The sequence below is a fragment of the Mesorhizobium abyssinicae genome, assembly GCF_049887195.1.
Classification (GTDB): Bacteria; Pseudomonadota; Alphaproteobacteria; order Rhizobiales; family Rhizobiaceae; genus Mesorhizobium; species Mesorhizobium abyssinicae.
Map to the genome: position 1 here is coordinate 67,510 of NZ_JARAKC010000019.1, position 17,281 is coordinate 84,790.

Below are 17,281 nucleotides of genomic sequence, written 5' to 3' on the forward strand. Positions count from 1 at the left end.
GCCTGCCATCCTTCATCGATCCACTAGCTGCAGACCGGATAGATCGACGCGCAAGGTCTCGCCCGGCTCATTCGATCCCACGATGGTCTCAATCGCTGCCTTCAGCACTGCCACCGAGACCGGCAGAAGGTCTCTCATATGCGCGGATATGGCGACAAGATCGTCATGTTCGGCCTTTGCACGCATGAACACGCCCTCGTTGAGGATGCGTTTGAGGCGCAGCGGAAATCTCGCCTCGCCTCCCGCCCATTTCAGTTCAAGTTGCGTCTTGTAGCGCCGAATGTCGAAGTGCTTGTGCTGGGATTCGAGAACCCGGTAGCCCCAAATCCCCAGATCGCCGACCAGAAGGGACGCGAATTCCGGCTCGTCCTCAGCATTAATGTCGACCAACAGCACAAAGGATGGACGACCTTTCTTGCCTAGGCTGGAAAGGAGCTGGACATTCTTGGCGCCCATCTCGGTCATCTTGTCGATGACATGCCCGAGCAATTCGCCGGGCGCATCATCGATCTGGGCCATGAGGAGAATGACGCCGCCTGCCATCAGAGCGCCATGGATTCGACAGCGACCAGCGCCGCGGCCTCCGCCTTGGCCTTCGTGCCCGGAATGCCTGCGGAAATCAGACCTGCCGATTGGGCCTCACTAGCGGCATCGGAAGCATTCATCCTGCCCATCGCAGCTGCGACCACGGCAGGGATGGTGACGTTCATGATTACGTTGCCAGCGAGCAGCAGCTCGCTTGCGATCGGCGCAAGCGCCGTGAGGAACGGTCCGCGTGCTTTGCCGACCCCTTGCGCAACTTCGGGAATGACGGCGTTGATGATGCCTTCCATATGAATCGTCTTGTCACCGACCGTCACTTCGGCATCGAGAGCCGGATCGAAGGCCAGCCAGCGCGCAGCCATCTTGCTCGAACGCCTGGCACCTTTGCCGATCCTGGTGAAATGGACCTTGATATTGGTACCCCTTGCTTTGCTGAGGAATTCCGACCCGCGCCTCTCCACCAGGAGCTGCCGCTCCTCGTCCATCGCACGGACGATTTCAGCAACGCTCTTACCGGCCATCAGATCGTCATAGCTGCGGGCCGCACGAGCGTGCAGGGCCTTGGTCACCATAGGCATGGAGGACAGGATCAGGGCTTCGGTCACCGGTCCGGTGCAGATCTGGGTGGCTTTTCGGGCAACGATGTTCATCGCCACCATTGCGGTCTCCGGGTCGAAGCTGAAGCCGAGCCGTCGATCGCGCAAAGCCCGCGCCACGCACTGTTCCGTCGAGCCGTCCTGCAACAGGCACATCAGCGCGATGACGGCATCGCCGCAAACATGGCCGAGCGGAGGATTGACCGGGCCGGCGCCCGCGCCGCAAATTCCCTCCTCGAACACCGAGAGGATTTCATCCAGCGCCATGATGCCGATAACGGTCGGACCGCCGATGTCCTTGAGGATCAGGCCGAGATCGCCGATCAGTCTCGCAGTCTCGACTTCCTTTCCCGTGATGCGCACATGCAGCTTCTCCGGCAGGCCGGCGGTACGAACGGCGGATCGTCCGGCGACAAAGGCACTGGTGACCTTGCCGTAAGGCCCGTACTCCTCCGCCACGTCGGCATCCGGATGGATGATCTCCAGGATCGCTGCCGCGCCGAAAAGTGCGGAGAGGAATTTCTGGCTGGGCATGCCAGCACCTGACATGGCATCCATCATCGCCTTGGTTCCGATAGCTGCGCCTTTCTCAGCCATGCCCGGAAAGATGAAATCCTCGCCGAGGGCTCCGTGTCCAACCATCACCCCGCCGCCAACGCCTTCCGGGATGTCCCTGCCTTGAATCGGCGAGAGCTCTCCCTTCATCATGGCATCGTAAACCGCAGCGACGGCCGCGAATCCCGAGATCTTGTTGTTCATCTTGGCAGTGGGCACCGCCGCAAGGCCTGAGCGGCTCACCCCCGCGATCATCCGCGCAGAAGAACCGAGCTTGCGGTTGCCTGCAGGGATGCCAACCTGTGCGTTGGCGCCGCACAGATAGAGAAGCGTGGCCGCGATCAAGGCCGCATTTGCTCCGTCGGCGCCCGCTGCCTTTGCAACAGCGATGCTCTTTGCCAGGAGGTCGTCGATGGGCTGACGCACAGCGTCGGCAAATTTGACCTCCGGGCTTACGCCACGACGAAGTTCAGCGGCGATCACGTTGCATGCAGCAACGACCGGAATGTTGAGCATCCCGTGCCCGCCGGTCAGTGCCTCGACGCGGTCGCTGGTCAGCCAGCCGGGATTGGCATTGGCAGCCATAACCGACGCCAAGATGACCCTTTCCCGTTGTGCAGACGCATTCGTCATTACTTGGTCTCTCCCTGTGGCGGCCAGACGAGTGGCTTTCTCGGTCTTTCGAAAGCTTGTAATTCGAACCGGTCGGGCCGCCGTTTTCGTAGCGAAAAGCGTTCGCCTGCCGGGCGTTGACATGCCGCAAGGTTGGTGCCGCGTCATGGCGGCGGCGCTGGCGAAAGAAATAGCACGGCGGTGTTATGATCGATAAACGGCAATATTTCATGAGTTCATGAGTACTCTTCATAACGGCTTCGGCCAGGGCAACAAGGCGCCTGTGAGCGCAGATGCGAAGCGCCCGATCGGATGACGCGTGCTCATGATTGCGTGAGAAGGTGCCATTTCTGCTCATGAAGCTTCTTGGATATGCATGCGGCGGATTCAGGTGATACCTCGCTTGTTTGCTCGCGTATTGCCTGATCACCAGTCCCGATTTCATGGAGAAGTTTCGAATGCTCGAGTGGGCGAAATACCGGAAGCAACTGTCGTCGCGGGTGAGTGAGCTGGGGCAACTGTCCCCCGCCACCCTGGAGGGGGTTCGGGCGCTCGGTGGTGCAGGCAACAAGACCGCCCGGCTGGACGCCAAGACCCGCGAGTTGATCGCGCTTGCCGTCGCGGTCACGACACGCTGCGACGGCTGCATTGCGAGCCACACCGCCGAAGCTGCAAAAGTTGGCGCAACGCGCGAGGAAATCGCTGAAGCGCTTGGCGTGGCGATCGCTTTGAACGCGGGAGCGGCTCTGGTCTATTCCTCGCGCGTACTGGATGCCTTCGACACCGCTAACGGCTGATAGCCTCAGCACGCAAACAAGGCGGGGAAGGGCGCATACGATCCTTCTCCGCCAGCACCCAAGCGCGCATCACCCTCTATCTCGCAGTGCAGGAGGCCTTCTCCCTCTCTTGGGGAAGGCTGGTGATCTCTCTGCTGCGGATCCTAGGTCGCCCGCTCGCTCCTTGCCGCCGGTGCTCCACCTCGCTGACGGCTTGGTCAGTGGCCCAGGATCTGCCCGAGGAAGGTGCGCGTGCGTTCCGATTGCGGCGCGCTGAAGAATGCCTTCGGTTCGTTCTGCTCCACGATCTGGCCCTGATCCATGAAGATCACACGGTCGGCCACCGCCTGGGCAAAACCCATTTCGTGAGTCACGCAGAGCATCGTCATGCCCTCTTCGGCGAGCGTGATCATCGTATCGAGCACTTCCTTGATCATCTCTGGATCGAGAGCCGATGTCGGCTCATCGAACAGCATGATGCGTGGCTTCATACATAGAGAGCGCGCAATCGCCACGCGCTGCTGCTGGCCGCCTGAGAGCTGGCCCGGGTATTTATGCGCCTGATCCGGTATCCTGACCTTCTCAAGGAAGTGCATCGCGATCTCTTTGGCTTTCCTTTCGGGCACCTTGCGTACCCAGATCGGGGCGAGGATGCAGTTCTCGAGGATCGTCAGGTGCGGAAAGAGATTGAAGTGCTGGAACACCATCCCGACTTCGCGACGGACTTCCTCGATCTTTTTGAGGTCGTTGGTCAACTCAATGCCGTCGACGATGATCTCGCCCGACTGATGGTCCTCGAGCCTGTTGATGCAGCGGATCATCGTCGATTTGCCGGAGCCGGATGGTCCGCAAATGACGATCCGCTCGCCACGCCGCACGGTCAGATTGATGTCTCGCAGCGCATGAAAATCACCATACCACTTGTTCATGGATGTGATCTCGACGGCCGTTTCTGAGAGGCCGCGGCGGTTTTCGGGCGAAAGGCCACGTAGCGTCTTGGTCATGCGCATTTCTCCTAACGATGAGCCGTCTTCAGCCGGCGCTCGAGATACATCGAGTAGCGCGACATGCCGAAGCAGAAGATGAAGAACACAGCCCCGATGAAGATGAAGAGTTCCCAGTAGATCCCTTGCCACTCCGTGTTGGCGCGAATGGCCGCGGCAAGGGCGATGGGGTCGAGAAGGCCGATGAACATGACAAGCGTCGTGTCCTTGAACAGACCGATGAATGAGTTCACGATCCCGGGAATGGAGATCTTGAGCGCCTGCGGCAGGATGATGAGACGCTGGGCCTTCCAGTAATCCAGCCCCAGAGCTTCCGCGGCCTCATACTGGCCGCGCGGCAGGCCGGCCAGGCCCCCGCGGATGACCTCGGCCATGTAAGCGCTGGCAAAGAGCGTGACCATGATCACCACGCGCAGGATGAGGTCGAAGTTGGTGCCGGGCGGCAGGAAGTAGTTCAAGAGCAGCGATGCGGTGAACAGCAGCGTGATGAGCGGCACGCCACGAATGAATTCGATGAGCACCACGCTCAGCACCTGAATAAGCGGCAAACCCGAGCGACGGCCAAGCGCGAGCAAGATCCCGAGCGGCAACGACATTGCGATGCCAGTCACGCCGATGATGATCGACAGCAGAAACCCGCCGATCTCGCGCGACGGGACAGCCTCGAGGGCGATCGGAACGACATCATTTGCACCTGATGAAAAAGGCTGGACGGCGTAAATCCACCAGAGCGGCGCTCCGAAAATGGCGATGCTCACGCCAAGCCCTCGACTGATGCGTGCTGTCGACGCGAACAGCGCGGCGGCGACGGCGAAGCCGAGATAGGCGGCAACGAGAAACCACAGGCTTCCGCCCCAGATGAGCCAGCACGCAAGGCCCGGGTAGACGGCGCTGAACCAGAGCGTGCGAGACGGCAGGACGCGGAACAGAACCGGCGCCAGCGCCGCCAACAGCAGCGCGAAGGCGAGAACCGGGCGCCAATAAAGATCCGCAGGGTAGAAGCCAAACAGAAGTTGGGGCCAACGGTCGCGAATGACACCCCAGCACGCGCCTGGCGCTCCGTCGAGGAGCTGCCGACATTCGGTGAGCGATTTGGCTTTCCAGATGGAATTGCCAAGCCAGGGAGCGACGGCCATGGCGAGCCACGCGACCGCGGTCACCGACGCCAAGGTCAGGACGGCGCTGAGCCAGCCATCGAAGAGGTTCTTCCTCATCCACTCCAGCGGGCCATTTTGACCGACCGGCCTTGCCGAAGGGAGAACCATCTCCTGGCGCACCCAGGAAACGTTGTGCAGGTTCATCTTAGCGCTCCTGCAGCCTGACGCGGCTGTTGTAGACGTTCATGACGCCCGAGATGATCAGGCTGATGCTGACGTAGATCAGCATCATCAGCAGCATCGCCTCCAGTTCTCGACCGGTCTGGTTGATGGTTATGCCGCCGAGCGTCGAGCGCAGATCCATGTAGCCGACCGCCAGGCCCAGCGACGTGTTCTTGGTGATGTCGAGGTATTGCGAAATCAGCGGCGGCACGATGATCCGCAATGCCTGCGGCAGGATCACCAGACGCATCGTACGTCTCGGAGAAAGGCCAAGCGCGTGAGCGGCTTCCGTCTGCCCCCGGGCAATCGCAAGGATTCCGGAGCGAACGTTTTCGGCGATGAAGGCGCCGCTATAGACACTGAGCCCGATCCACAGCGCAATGAAGGAATTGCGCAGCAGCAGGCCGCCAGAAAAGTTCATGCCTTTCAGGGCCGGATACTCAAGATGGAAACCCAACGCGTAGAGCAGAGCGGTCATTGGCAGCGCAAACACGCATAGGCTTTTCCACCACGTCGCCTGACGTTGCCCGCTTGCGCTTTGGATGCGTTGCGCGTGTCTGACCAAGCTCCGATGGGCGAGAAGCGAAAGCGCTAGCGTGCCGAGGATTGCCGCGTAGTTAAGGTCAAGTGCGCCGAATGCGCCACTCACTTGGCCCAGGCTGTGGGAGAAATCGGGACCTGGCAGATAGATGCCGCGGTTGGTGACAGCGATGCTGTCCCACAGGATCATGGAAGCCGTGGGATTGTCGCCGCGGAATGCGCTGGGCGTCGGCATGGCCTCCGACATGATCGCGGCGACCACAACGATCCAAAGCAGGGCCGGCACGTTGCGGAAGCTTTCGACATAGACGGTCATCAGACGAGCGACGATCCAGTTGTTGGAAAGCCTGAGCACGCCCGCCAAGACGCCGAGGACCGTCGCGGTCACGCAGGCCATTGCCGCAACGATCAGCGTGTTGAGCAAACCGACGATGGCGGCACGGGCATGAGTGCTCGTGCTCGAATACTCGATGGCGTGCGGCGAGATGTCATAACCCGCCGTGCTCCAGAGAAACCCGAAAGAGAAGTTCTTTCCAAGGGCAGCCAGATTGTGGATCGTGTTGTCGACGAGCCAGGCAGCCGCAAGGACGAGCATGATGAACGCGATGGCCTGGATCGATCGGGCTCTGTAACGGGTGTCATTGAAGAGCATGCTCAGGTGAAAGGGCTCGCGGGGAGCCGCGCTTTTCATTGCCATGAGTGATCTCCCTGAAAGTTCGCTGCGCTACCTTCGACGTGCGACTGGTGTGGGCTATGCGTGCCGGAAAACGAAAGGCGCGGGGCAAGCCCGCGCCTCGAGAAGTTTTCAACGGAACGGCAGCGGATACATCAGGCCGCCCTGCGTCGACAGAGCGTTCTGTCCGCGGGCCAATCCAATCGGCGTCTTGTCGCCAACGTTCCTGGCGAAGATTTCGCCGTAGTTGCCCACGGATGCGATTGCCCGTTTCGCCCAGGCCGGATCCAGCCCCAGCATTTCGCCGAGCTTATCCTCCTTGCCCAGCAGGCGATTGACTTCCGGGTTGTCCGTGCCGGTGGAGAGCTTCTCCACGTTCTCGGATGTGATGCCGAGCTCCTCAGCCGCGAGAAGCGCATTCAAGGTCCAGCGCGCCACGTCGGCCCATTGATCGTCGCCCTGGCGAACAAGCGGACCCAACGGCTCCTTCGAAATGACTTCCGGGAGAATGATGTGATCCTGTGGGTCCTTGAAGCTCGACCGGGTTGATGCGAGGTCGGATCCGTCGCTCGTAATGACATCACAAGCACCGGCAAGATATTTCTGCTGGACGTCGCCATTGTTCTCGACGGGAACCGGGTCATATTTCATGTTGTTCTTGCGGAAATATTCCGCGAGGTTCAACTCGGTGGTGGTCCCGGTCTGGATGCAAACGGTTGCGCCGTTCAGATCCTTTGCGCTCTTGGCGCCGAGAGATTTCGGCACCATGAAGGCCTGACCATCGTAGTAGTTCACGCCCGCGAAAGTGAACTTCAGGTCCACATCGCGCGAAAATGTCCAGGTCGTCGTGCGCGACAGAATGTCGATCTCCCCGGAGGCGAGCGCGGTGAAGCGCGTTTGTCCCGTCGTAGGGACGAATGTCACCGCGTTGGGATCTTTCAGGACCGCAGCCGCGACAGCCCGGCAATAATCCACGTCCATGCCATGCCAAGCCCCGGACGCGTCCGGAGCAGAGAAGCCGGCCTGGCCGCCGGTCACACCGCAATTCAGCTTACCACGCGCTTGAACGTCGGCCATCATGCCGGCCGAAGCGATACCGGCCGTCAGCGTTGCCGCTGCAATCGTGGCAAGAGCAATCGTCACTTTCATTTTCATTCTCCCGGTTTGTGATCCGGCAGCGGTGGCTTTTTTGCCGAATTCTCCGCTATTTGGATCGGTTGAGTTCCCACTTGTTCGGCGTCATCGGACCGAAGATGCTTATTGTTCTGGAGTAATCTCGATGATGGCTTCGATTTCGACGGGTGCATTCATCGGAAGCGCCGCTACACCGACGGCGGAGCGAGCGTGCTTGCCCTTTTCGCCAAAGACGGCGACGAGAAAGTCAGACGCGCCGTTCGCGACGAGATGTTGCTCAGTGAAATCGGCAGCCGAGGTGACGAAGACCGTGATCTTGACGATCCTGGCAATCCTTTCGAGGCTGCCCAGACAGGCCTTTGCCTGTGCGAGGATGTTCAACGCACACTGTTTCGCGGCGAGTGCCCCGGTCGCCACGTCAAGATCCTTTCCGAGCAGACCCTTGGCAGTCAATTTGCCATCGGCGAGCGGTAACTGGCCCGACGTGAGAACGAGACTTCCGGTCCTCACTACCGGAAGGTAGTTTGCGACGGACTTTGCCGCTGCCGGCAGTTCTGCCCCTAGCTCTGCCAGGCGCCTGTCAATCGTCTGAGACATCGGCTCGTCCTCAAAGCGCTGCGACGGCGGCAGTGATGCGCCCGATAGCCTCGTCGACGACCGCGTGCGGGCAGCCGAGATTGACGCGCATGAACCCATGCCCCTCGACTCCGAACTTCTGGCCCTTGTCGAGCCAGACACGGGCCTTGGTCAGCATGAACTTGTTCAGCGCTTCGGCATCCATGCCGAGGCCGCGGCAATCCATCCACGCCAGGTAAAGGGAATCGGTCGGAAGGACCTTCAGGCGCGAATCCGCTTCGTTGATCGCCTTGGCGAAGTGCGCGTGATTGGCCCGCAAATAGGCGAGCATTTCTTCCAACCATGGCTCGCCATGGGCATAAGCGGCTTCGGCGGCAACCATCCCCAGCACGTTGACCAGTTCGAAGACGTTGCGCTCGTACTGACGGTGCAGCTCTTCCCGGAGTCTCCTGTTCGGGACGAAGACATTGGCGCTCTGGAGGCCGGGCAGGTTGAATGTCTTGCTCGGTGCAGTGCAGGTGATGCTATTTTGGGCGAGCTCTTGGCCGAGCGAGGCGAACGGGATGTGCTTCTTGGCCGGGTCGAGGATGAGATCCTCGTGGATCTCGTCGGAAATGATCAGGACACCGTTGCGGGCGCAGATTTCGCCCATGGTCCGCAGCTCACTTTCGGACCAGACGTTTCCCGTAGGATTGTGTGGATGGCTTAGGATGAAGATCTTCGTGTTGGCACGGATAGCAGCCTCGAAAGTTCTCTCGTTGAAGCGGTAGCCATCGCCGGTGAATTCGAGCGGGGCATAGGCCAGGTGACGGCCGTTGAGCAGGACATCATTGTGGAAATGCGCGTAGACGGGCGGCTGGATCAAAACGGTATCCCCCGGCGCTGAAAAGGCCTGCACGGCCGTCTTCAGCGTGGTGATGATGCCGGAGGTCTGCAGGATCCATTCCTTGGCGACGTCCCAACCGAAACGTCGCTGCTGCCAACCGACGACCGCGTCAACGTAGGATGCGGTCGCGCCACCTGGATAGCCGAAGACGCCATGGTCGACCGCCGGATGGAGCGCGTCGATGACGGCCTGAGGCGCCTTGAAATCGGTGTCGGCCACCCACATCGGCAAGGGGTCGGCCGCCGCTTCGTCCGGCGCCAACAGCTTGCTGGCATAGGCCCATTTCATGGAATTGCTGTTCTTGCGGTCGACAACCTCGTCGAAAATCGACGGGCCCCGCGCTTGCTCGGGGCGGAGTTGATGGGCAAGGGCGAGCTTCGTCACGGCAGTTCCTTCCTGCTATTGGCTGCCCTTGGCGGGCTAATTGACGGAAGGTTAACGGCATCGCATTATGAGCGGAAATGGTATGATTTCATTTACTCATGAGCCAGCATCATAATGATTGACCGACAGCACCTTGCGATCCTGAGGGAAGTAAGCCGGCGGGGCAGCGTCACCGCGGCAGCGGAGAAGCTGAACGTCACCCAGTCGGCTTTGAGCCATACGATCGCCAAGTTCGAGGAGCGGCACGGTATCAAGATCTGGATGAAGACCGGACGGGGCCTGCGGTTGACGCAAGCGGGCGAGTACCTGCTGACCGTTGCCGAGCGTGTTTTGCCCCAGATGGAGCACGCGCAGCGTGTCCTGTCGGACTTCGCGCTGGGGAGGAGGGGGGCGCTTCGCGTCGGCATGGAGTGTCATCCCTGCCAGCGGTGGCTGACGAGAATAGCAACGCCCTATCTGACGCAATGGCCCGACGTCGACTTCGACGTGCGAACCGCCTTCCGTTTCGACGGCGTTGAAGCGCTTCTTGGTTACGAGATCGATCTGCTGATAACGCCGGACCCTGTGGAAACGCCGGAGCTACTGTTCACTCCCGTCTTTGATTACGAGCTGGTGCTGATGGTGCACGAGGCGCATCCACTCGCCGGCCAAACACGCGTGCAGCCGCAAGATCTTCTGGACGAAGAGTTGATTACGGTCCCCGTCACGTTGGAGCGCCTGGACATCTACACCCGATTCCTTGTTCCGGCGAACTGCAGACCCCGTCAGCATCGCACTGCTGAAACCATCGACCTAATGCTGCAACTGGTATGCGCGGGTAGGGGCGTGACGGTTCTTCCCGATTGGCTCCTGCAGGAGGATGCAGCCGGACTGCCAATACACTCGCTGCGCCTGGGAGATTCCGGCATCCAGAAGAGCATCAATCTTGGCGTGCGGCGCGGCGAGGAGACGACCTCCTATATCGACGGTTTTCTCAAGCTCGCCCGGGAAATGGGACGCTAATCCCTTGCCGGTGATTGCTCAAATTCAGTTCCGAAAGCAGCGTGGCAGCCCACCCAAGCCCGGCTTACAGAGACGATGACCGGCTGTCCTATCGAGGAGTTTGCGTCCATCATAGAGGTCCGACCGTCAACCAGGTCGATCCTGGTCGGGCCCGCGCGTAACGCGCCGAGATCAACGGTTGCCGCGTGAGCTTCGCGCCATATAAGAGGCACAAGAATGAGGGCCGCCGCCGGCGGCACCAGCCGATTGATTGCGCCCCAGCCTGAGCTGTGCAGGAGCGATCCGGCAAAGAACGAGGCGCAGGCCACAATACCGAACACCATGAAGTCGTTTGCGCCCTGGACCTTGCTGCGCTCTGAGGGAGAGTGGCGGTCGGCGACCATCGCTTTGGCGCCGACAAACCCGAAATTCCAGCCGATTCCCAAAAGAATGAGCGCACCCCAGAAATGCACGATGTCGAGGCCGCTCAGAGCAACAAGGGCCGAACCGCCGATCAGGAGGAGGCCAACCGCCGCGACGTGCTCCTTGCCGAACCGCGCCATCAGGCGGCCAGTGACGAATCTTGGTCCAAAAATGGACAGGACATGCCATTGGATGCCAAGCGCCGAACCGACTGAATGGCCGTGCCCGACCATCGCATCGGAGCAGCTGTCATGACGAAGGTCATCAGCCCGTAGGACATTACGCCGGTCGCGACCGCCAGCAGATAGCGTGGCCCACGCAGGATTTGCGATAGGGCCGTCCGTTTGCCAGTTCTGCGGATCCCGCCTTGAAGGTCTGCGGGCGACGGTGCACCGCCGGGAGTCTTCTTGAGATCATGCGTGATGCGGTCGTAGTGATTGGCGATCCGTCGGCAACCTCCTCTCAAGAGAAAGTCCCTGAGGATCCTTGGGTAATATCGACACCTATTCCCACGCATGATCGGGTCCCGCGTCGGAAATTGGCGTAGCGAAACTAGATTCTCTGCCCGCTGGCTTCGGTGGCGACCCTCCCTGTCGCTCTTTTTTGCAAAATGGCCAGAACCGACTGGGCCTGGCTACAGCAAGAATCTCACGATCAACAAAAACAAGCCCGTTACAACTGAAACCCCTTTCGGCATTGCCTTGGTCTGCTGGATCGGGATATCGCTCACCTGCGGCTCGGTTTGCTCGGTCTCACCTCGGTTTGAAGCGCGCCGGGGACCTCCTGGGAGTGGGCGAACCGGGCCACACCTTTGTTTCAAGGTCGTCGAGCGGGTACTAGACAGCGGAGCCAGAAAGTGGCCCCTCCGCGCGCAGAAGCGATCGGCTCACCGCCACCCCGGATCCCTTGTCAGCAGACCCGCGGGATCGGCTGTCTCCTCCTCTAGCGCAGCGCGCAAAACGACGCCTGGCGGAATCTCACCTGTCGTGGCCAGTCTTCATAGCGCTATCAATTTACGTGCCAGCGCCACGATCATTGTTTTGCGTGTTTCGGCGCGAACTGGCGTTTGGCAGTCCGGCCTTCTGCGATTTCTGGCACGCCCGCCATCGGGACGCATGTTCCTCATCCGCTATCAGGAAGATGGCGAGCAAACTTTCCCCGCCGGAACCATCCTCGACACGACGCTGCCCTTGTGGCGCATGGGCGAGGTCTTCTTGCATGCGCAAAGCCTTGCATCGCTGCTGCGGAAGGATCCAGATGCCTCCGTGGTGGTCCATTTCCGCGGCCTTGCCGGCCGCGTCCTGCGATCATGGTCAAACCCGCTGTATGACCTGCTTGTCCAGGGTCGCCCCGCAAGAAGCGATGAAGCGGTCCTGGAGGCAAGGCTCCCCGCCGATGCCATCGAGGACAGAATGGCCGAGTACCTGACGCCATTACTTGCATCCCTTTATGACAGATTTCGCGTGGCCGGCCTCTCGGTCAACCGCGTCGAAACCGAGGTGCACCGCCTGCTCGACAGCTCCGTCGGCAAAGAACGCGCACCAACTCCTTCATAAGACGGACGAGCACGCGAGCGATGCTCCTCGCACCGGTTGTCCTCGCCCTTCCGGAACTGCCAAAGACGGATGAAAATCGTGCAGCCGCCTTCCGCTAACACATGCGAGGTACCCGCACCTGAATTCCGGCATGAAATAGCGCGTGACAGCTCAATCGCGACTGCTCCCGAGCGCGTCCGCCAGCCGGGGACGGACGGCCTGGAGAGTTCCTACTGCCGAGATCAACGCATACGGATCGCCTCTGACCTTATCGTGGGAGACACCGGTTCCGCAGATCGCGGGCGCCGGCAGCCGCGGAGCGGTGGGACGAGAAAGAGGGGGGGTGGTGATCGGAGCAGGTTTGGAGGTTCGGAGAGAGGCTCCGGCCGGCCTGCTACGGAGAACTCACATGACAAAGGCCATTCAGAAGATCAAGCTCGACCGATCTGAGGATATTCCCTTCGACAAGCTCGAACTTTCACAGAAGAACGTCCGCAACATCAAGTCAGGCGTGTCGATCGAGGACCTCGCCGACGATATCGCCCTTCGCGGGCTTCTCATGAGCTTGAATGTGAGACCGATCCTCGGCGACAATCATGAGGAAACCGGTCGCTACGAAGTGCCTGCCGGCGGACGACGTTATCGTGCGCTCGAACTGCTGATCAAGCAGAAGCGGATGGCGAAGGCTGAACCCATCCCCTGCATCGTCAAGCGCGGCGGGTCGACCTCGGTCGAAGATGATTCGCTCGCCGAAAACGTCCATCGCCTCCAGCTTCATCCGCTCGACCAGTTCCGGGCATTCCAGACGCTGCATCTACAAGGTCTCGGCGAGGAGGAGATCGCTGCACGCTATTTCGTCTCGGTATCGACGGTACGACAGCGCCTGCGCCTCGCTTCGGTCTCGCCGCGCCTGCTCGATCTTTATGCGAACGACGAGATCAAACTTGAACAGGTAATGGCTTTTTCCATCACCAACGATCATGTTCGCCAGGAGCAGGTCTGGGATACGATCTACCGGTCGCATGTCCGCGAGCCGTACTACATCCGCCGGCTCTTGACCGAAACAGCGGTGCGCGCCGCTGATCGTCGTGCGGTCTATGTCGGGATCGAAGTTTACGAGGCCGCCGGCGGTGCCATCATGCGCGACCTCTTCGAACAGGATCAGGGTGGATGGCTTCAGGATCCGGCGCTGCTCGAGCAGCTCGTGTTCGAGAAGCTGAAGGCCGACGCCGAGGCGCTGAAAGCCGAGGAGGGTTGGAACTGGGTCGACGCGGCAATCGACTTCCCTTATGGCCATGCCTCAGGGCTCCGCCGCTTCTACGGAGAGCGCGCGGAATTGGGCGCCGACGAACTTGCCCGCTACGACGAGGTGAAGGCGGGATACGACAAGCTCGACGCGGAATATGCCGAGGCAGAAGACTATTGCGAGGAATCGGAAACCCGGCTCGAGGAACTCGGCAACGAGCTGGACCGGCTAAATGACCGGCCTTATGTCTTCCATCCGGCAGAGGTTGGCCGCGGCGGCGCTTTCATCTCGCTCGGTGCCAGCGGCGAATTGAAGATCGAGCGCGGATTCGTTCGGCTGGAAGACGAGCCGGTCGCCGAGGCCGGTGACGCTGGTGCCGGCGATCACGACGGCGATGATGAAGGTGCGGCTTCCTCAACCGGTGGCATCTCGGTCAACGGCAAGCCGGTTACCGTCGAGCCGACGGAAGAAGAGGATGACCGCATTCGGCCACTCTCCGACCGTGTCGTTGAGGACCTGACGGCGGCCCGCACGATCGCGCTCAGGAACGCGCTTGCTGGTGATCCGATCATGGCTTTCGTCGCCGCCCTGCACGTTTTCGTTCTCAAGACCTTTTTCGTCTATGGCTCCGACTCTTGCCTCGAGGTCACGATGCAGAGCGCGAAGTTCGGCCAGACGCAAGGGTTGGGCGACACCGTCTGGGCGAAGGAGATCGAACAGCGTCATGAAGCATGGGGGCATGATCTCCCGAAGACCCCTGCGCAGCTTTGGGACTACCTGATCGCACTCGACGAGGCCAGCCGGCAGGCGCTGTTTGCTCACTGCGTCTCGCTGTCGCTCAATGCCGTTGTGCAGCCATGGAATCGGCGACCCGCGGCTCTCGCCCATGCCGAGGAGCTGGCCCGCTCGATCGGCTTCGACATGGTCGAGGTAGGCTGGACGCCGACGGTCGACAACTATCTTGGCCGCGTCACCAAGGCGCATATCCTCCAGGCGGTCCGGGAAGCGAAGGGCGAGCAGTCCGCGCAGCTCATTGATCACCTCAAAAAGGCGGATATGGCCCGCGAAGCGGCCCGACTGCTCGAGGGCAGCGAGTGGCTGCCTGAGCCGCTGAGGTCCGCGGGACAGAGCGATGACACCGTGGACGAAGTCATCGAGGGCAACGCAGTGGAAGGCGCCGACGTCGACCTGCCGGCATTCCTGACCGAGGGCGCCGAAAGCGAAGACACGGGATCTGAGGGTGCCGACGTCGAAGAGCATCGTCACCTCGACGCTGCGGAATAACCCTCTTCAAACCGCTCGACTCGAGGCCCGGCCCTGCGCGCCGGGCCTTCTTTTTTGGACATTGGAGAAAATGCATGTCTGTCATGAACATCTATGAGAACGCACTGCTCGGAAGTCTGGTTCGTTACTTGGATCCGAGCACACAGCCGCCAACAGATAATGAAGAAGCATTCGCCGCGTGGAAGAAGCGCAACGGCGTCGGCTGGCTCGTGCGCCGCAGCCCGCCGCGTCCCGATATGACCTGGTCATCTTCCGGCACGATCACACTCCAGCAGGGTGGTTTTCCCATGGACCTCGATGCCACGATCGCGGCGCGACAGGACTTCTCGCTGGACAGCGATCTGTCGTTCCATGTCATAGAGCAGCCTCTCCCCGGCAGTGTCCGCATTCTTCAGGTATACGGCACCAACAGCATTTTGATCTACCTCGCAGAGAACTGGGAAAACGCCGAGATCTGGCTCGAAGAAAGCCGCCATATCAATGTGCGCCTGGAGGAAATCGGCGTCGATGAGATTTGCGCGGATTTCGTCGAAGGGCGGGCCGCTCAAGGGACGACCCGACACCTTTGTATCCCGCCGCGCCCGGCAGGGAAGGCTCGGGTGCGGTCGGACGGAGAGGAAGGATGGGCCGGGGAGAGGGGTGAAGCTGGGCGGTAGAGAGGTTGCCCAGCCTGAACCCTATCGCCTCTCTGGAGAACAGATCGATGTCGATATCCGAGATCGCCCCCCAAAGCGCCATTGTTGTCCCCGACGAGCGCCGCCTGGAATTCCTGCCCACCCTGTTCGGACGCTCGCTTCTGACAGTCGCAGAAAACGCGGTCTACAGCTTCATGAAGCGGCTCAGTCCTCTCGATTATTGCGGCGGCTTCTGGGATTTCTACGAACATAACGGCAAGCCGCTGTTCATGGCTCCGAGGTCCAAATCGCGTTTTCGGATCACCGGTGGGCTCACCGGGTATCAGGGAGACGTCTCGGCTGAAGCCGCGGGGATTATCGCGACGCTTTTCAGCTTCTCCCATCTTTCCTTCCAGTACCAGTCAAAACACCTCTCGGAAGGCTACGGTCGACTTTACGCCTACTCTGCGGACCATCCAGAAGCCTCGGAGATTTTTCAGGCGATCGACTGAGGAACCTGTCCGCGCCGGCTTCCGGCGGCGCGCGCGCCTGCTCGCCTGCGTTGCTGCGTCGGACGGATGTCGCGGCGCGATCCATCATCCACCTCACCGCTTGGTTGTCGCAGAGCGACAGCCGGGCTCTTTCGTTTCAGGAGCTTCCAACATGAACACCATAAACATCAGCCCGCGCCCCGTATCGTCTAGCTTCAAGGTCGACATCTCGCGCGGTCAACGCATCGGCCGCGTCTCGTCCGAATGGTTCTCGCGCCCGGACGACGAGCGCTATCTGTCGCTCTCCGACCTTCATCGCGCGGTCAGCGCCAGAACAGAGCGCGCTCGGGTTCGAACCGTCGGAAGTGCTGAAATCCGCGTCGAGGCGAGCCGCAACAACGCCGAACGCCTTTCCCTGATCGTTCCCGGCGGCCGCGAGCCGCTGGCGCCCACGCACTGGAGCTATGGTCAGCTTTGCAGCCTGGTTGGGGCTCCGGCGAGCTATATGCGCCAATTGCCCGCGCCGCTGGCGGCTATCAACCTTCAGCACGGTCTCCTCAACCACGATGCTGAAATGGTCAAAACGCTGGAGATGGACGACGGGAGCGTCGAATTGCGTGCTGTAACTGGTCCCGACTATGGCCGCATCTGGGATAAAGACCTTGTCGCCGCCGTGATGAGCATCGCTGGCAACGGAACGGGCGACACGATCTGGAAAGTGCCGGGCGTGCTCGATTGGTCGACCATGAACCACAACCCCTTCGTCGATATCACCAAAGACACCACGACGCTCTATGCCAGCGATCGCGACGTCTTCCTCTTCCTGGTCGACGACACCCACCCGATCGAGGCCGGACGCTTGCCGAACGGCGAGCCGGATCTTTATTTCCGCGGGTTCTATGCGTGGAACTCGGAAGTTGGATCGAAGACGCTCGGCATAGCGTCGTTTTACCTGCGCGCGGTTTGTGCCAACAGGAACCTTTGGGTGCGCCGTGTCGGCGCGATCAATTGAGTGAAGGAGACTTCTCAGGAAACCAAGAACTGCCTGATGCCCACCCGACTTACCTTGGCCAGAAATGGCTGCGACCGGGAAACCGGCAGGGGACAAT

Annotated in this window: 14 protein-coding genes and 2 pseudogenes; 7 read left to right on the forward strand and 9 right to left on the reverse strand. The window is 60.7% G+C overall.

The features are described from left to right. Nucleotides 1-12 precede the first annotated feature (12 nt). Both larC2 and PU724_RS27410 read right to left on the reverse strand, forming a co-directional pair. On the reverse strand, nt 13-543 hold the full coding sequence (larC2, locus tag PU724_RS27405) for a nickel pincer cofactor biosynthesis protein LarC2 (protein ID WP_354424529.1): 531 nt from the start codon (nt 541-543) through the stop codon (nt 13-15). Further along, nucleotides 543-2,279: a hypothetical protein gene (locus tag PU724_RS27410; protein WP_354424527.1), complete on the reverse strand. Its 1,737-nt coding sequence runs from the start codon at nt 2,277-2,279 to the stop codon at nt 543-545. Before PU724_RS27410 ends, larC2 begins: the two co-directional genes overlap by 1 nt. 485 nt (nt 2,280-2,764) lie before the next feature. Here PU724_RS27410 and PU724_RS27415 point away from each other — a divergent pair, with 485 nt between their 5' ends. Further along, nucleotides 2,765-3,103: a carboxymuconolactone decarboxylase family protein gene (locus tag PU724_RS27415; protein ID WP_040971503.1), complete on the forward strand. Its 339-nt coding sequence runs from the start codon at nt 2,765-2,767 to the stop codon at nt 3,101-3,103. A gap of 197 nt (nt 3,104-3,300) precedes the next feature. Here PU724_RS27415 and PU724_RS27420 read toward each other — a convergent pair whose 3' ends face one another. The 6 genes from PU724_RS27420 to PU724_RS27445 all read right to left on the reverse strand — a co-directional run bounded on the left by PU724_RS27420 (nt 3,301) and on the right by PU724_RS27445 (nt 9,598). Further along, on the reverse strand, nt 3,301-4,092 hold the full coding sequence (locus tag PU724_RS27420) for an amino acid ABC transporter ATP-binding protein (RefSeq protein WP_426213691.1): 792 nt from the start codon (nt 4,090-4,092) through the stop codon (nt 3,301-3,303). A 5-nt stretch (nt 4,093-4,097) separates the two neighbouring features. Continuing rightward, nucleotides 4,098-5,387 carry an amino acid ABC transporter permease gene (locus tag PU724_RS27425; protein ID WP_354424523.1) on the reverse strand — a complete coding sequence of 430 codons (1,290 nt, stop codon included), beginning with the start codon at nt 5,385-5,387 and terminating at the stop codon, nt 4,098-4,100. A gap of 1 nt (nt 5,388) precedes the next feature. Next, on the reverse strand, nt 5,389-6,642 hold the full coding sequence (locus PU724_RS27430) for an amino acid ABC transporter permease (protein WP_354424521.1): 1,254 nt from the start codon (nt 6,640-6,642) through the stop codon (nt 5,389-5,391). Between the two features lie 108 nt (nt 6,643-6,750). Then, a complete protein-coding gene (locus tag PU724_RS27435) occupies nt 6,751-7,767 on the reverse strand; it encodes an amino acid ABC transporter substrate-binding protein (protein WP_354424519.1) in 1,017 nt (338 codons plus the stop codon). A gap of 108 nt (nt 7,768-7,875) precedes the next feature. Beyond that, a complete protein-coding gene (locus tag PU724_RS27440; protein WP_354424517.1) occupies nt 7,876-8,349 on the reverse strand; it encodes a RidA family protein in 474 nt (157 codons plus the stop codon). A 10-nt stretch (nt 8,350-8,359) separates the two neighbouring features. Then, nucleotides 8,360-9,598 (reverse strand): MalY/PatB family protein, encoded by a 1,239-nt coding sequence (locus PU724_RS27445; RefSeq protein WP_354424515.1) that lies wholly within the window; start codon nt 9,596-9,598, stop codon nt 8,360-8,362. A gap of 114 nt (nt 9,599-9,712) precedes the next feature. Between PU724_RS27445 and PU724_RS27450 the strand changes: the two genes are divergently transcribed. Next, on the forward strand, nt 9,713-10,600 hold the full coding sequence (locus PU724_RS27450) for a LysR family transcriptional regulator (RefSeq protein WP_354424514.1): 888 nt from the start codon (nt 9,713-9,715) through the stop codon (nt 10,598-10,600). Between the two features lie 188 nt (nt 10,601-10,788). On the opposite strand, the pseudogene PU724_RS27455 reads toward PU724_RS27450, so the two are convergent. Next, nucleotides 10,789-11,336: pseudogene (locus tag PU724_RS27455) on the reverse strand (MFS transporter); the annotation flags it as partial. A gap of 652 nt (nt 11,337-11,988) precedes the next feature. Between PU724_RS27455 and PU724_RS27460 the strand changes: the two are divergent. The 5 genes and pseudogenes from PU724_RS27460 to PU724_RS27480 all read left to right on the forward strand — a co-directional run. Further along, a complete protein-coding gene (locus PU724_RS27460; RefSeq protein WP_354424512.1) occupies nt 11,989-12,558 on the forward strand; it encodes a hypothetical protein in 570 nt (189 codons plus the stop codon). A 388-nt stretch (nt 12,559-12,946) separates the two neighbouring features. Further along, entirely contained in the window at nt 12,947-15,067 is a 2,121-nt protein-coding gene (locus PU724_RS27465; RefSeq protein WP_354424646.1) for a ParB/RepB/Spo0J family partition protein, read from the forward strand. Nucleotides 15,068-15,141: 74 nt separating this feature from the next. Then, nucleotides 15,142-15,723 carry a hypothetical protein gene (locus PU724_RS27470; protein ID WP_354424510.1) on the forward strand — a complete coding sequence of 194 codons (582 nt, stop codon included), beginning with the start codon at nt 15,142-15,144 and terminating at the stop codon, nt 15,721-15,723. Nucleotides 15,724-15,770: 47 nt separating this feature from the next. After that, nucleotides 15,771-16,193, forward strand: a complete 423-nt coding sequence (locus PU724_RS27475; RefSeq protein WP_354424508.1) for an antirestriction protein — start codon at nt 15,771-15,773, stop codon at nt 16,191-16,193. Nucleotides 16,194-16,344: 151 nt separating this feature from the next. Continuing rightward, nucleotides 16,345-17,157: pseudogene (locus PU724_RS27480) on the forward strand (DUF932 domain-containing protein); the annotation flags it as partial. Nucleotides 17,158-17,281: the final 124 nt, after the last annotated feature.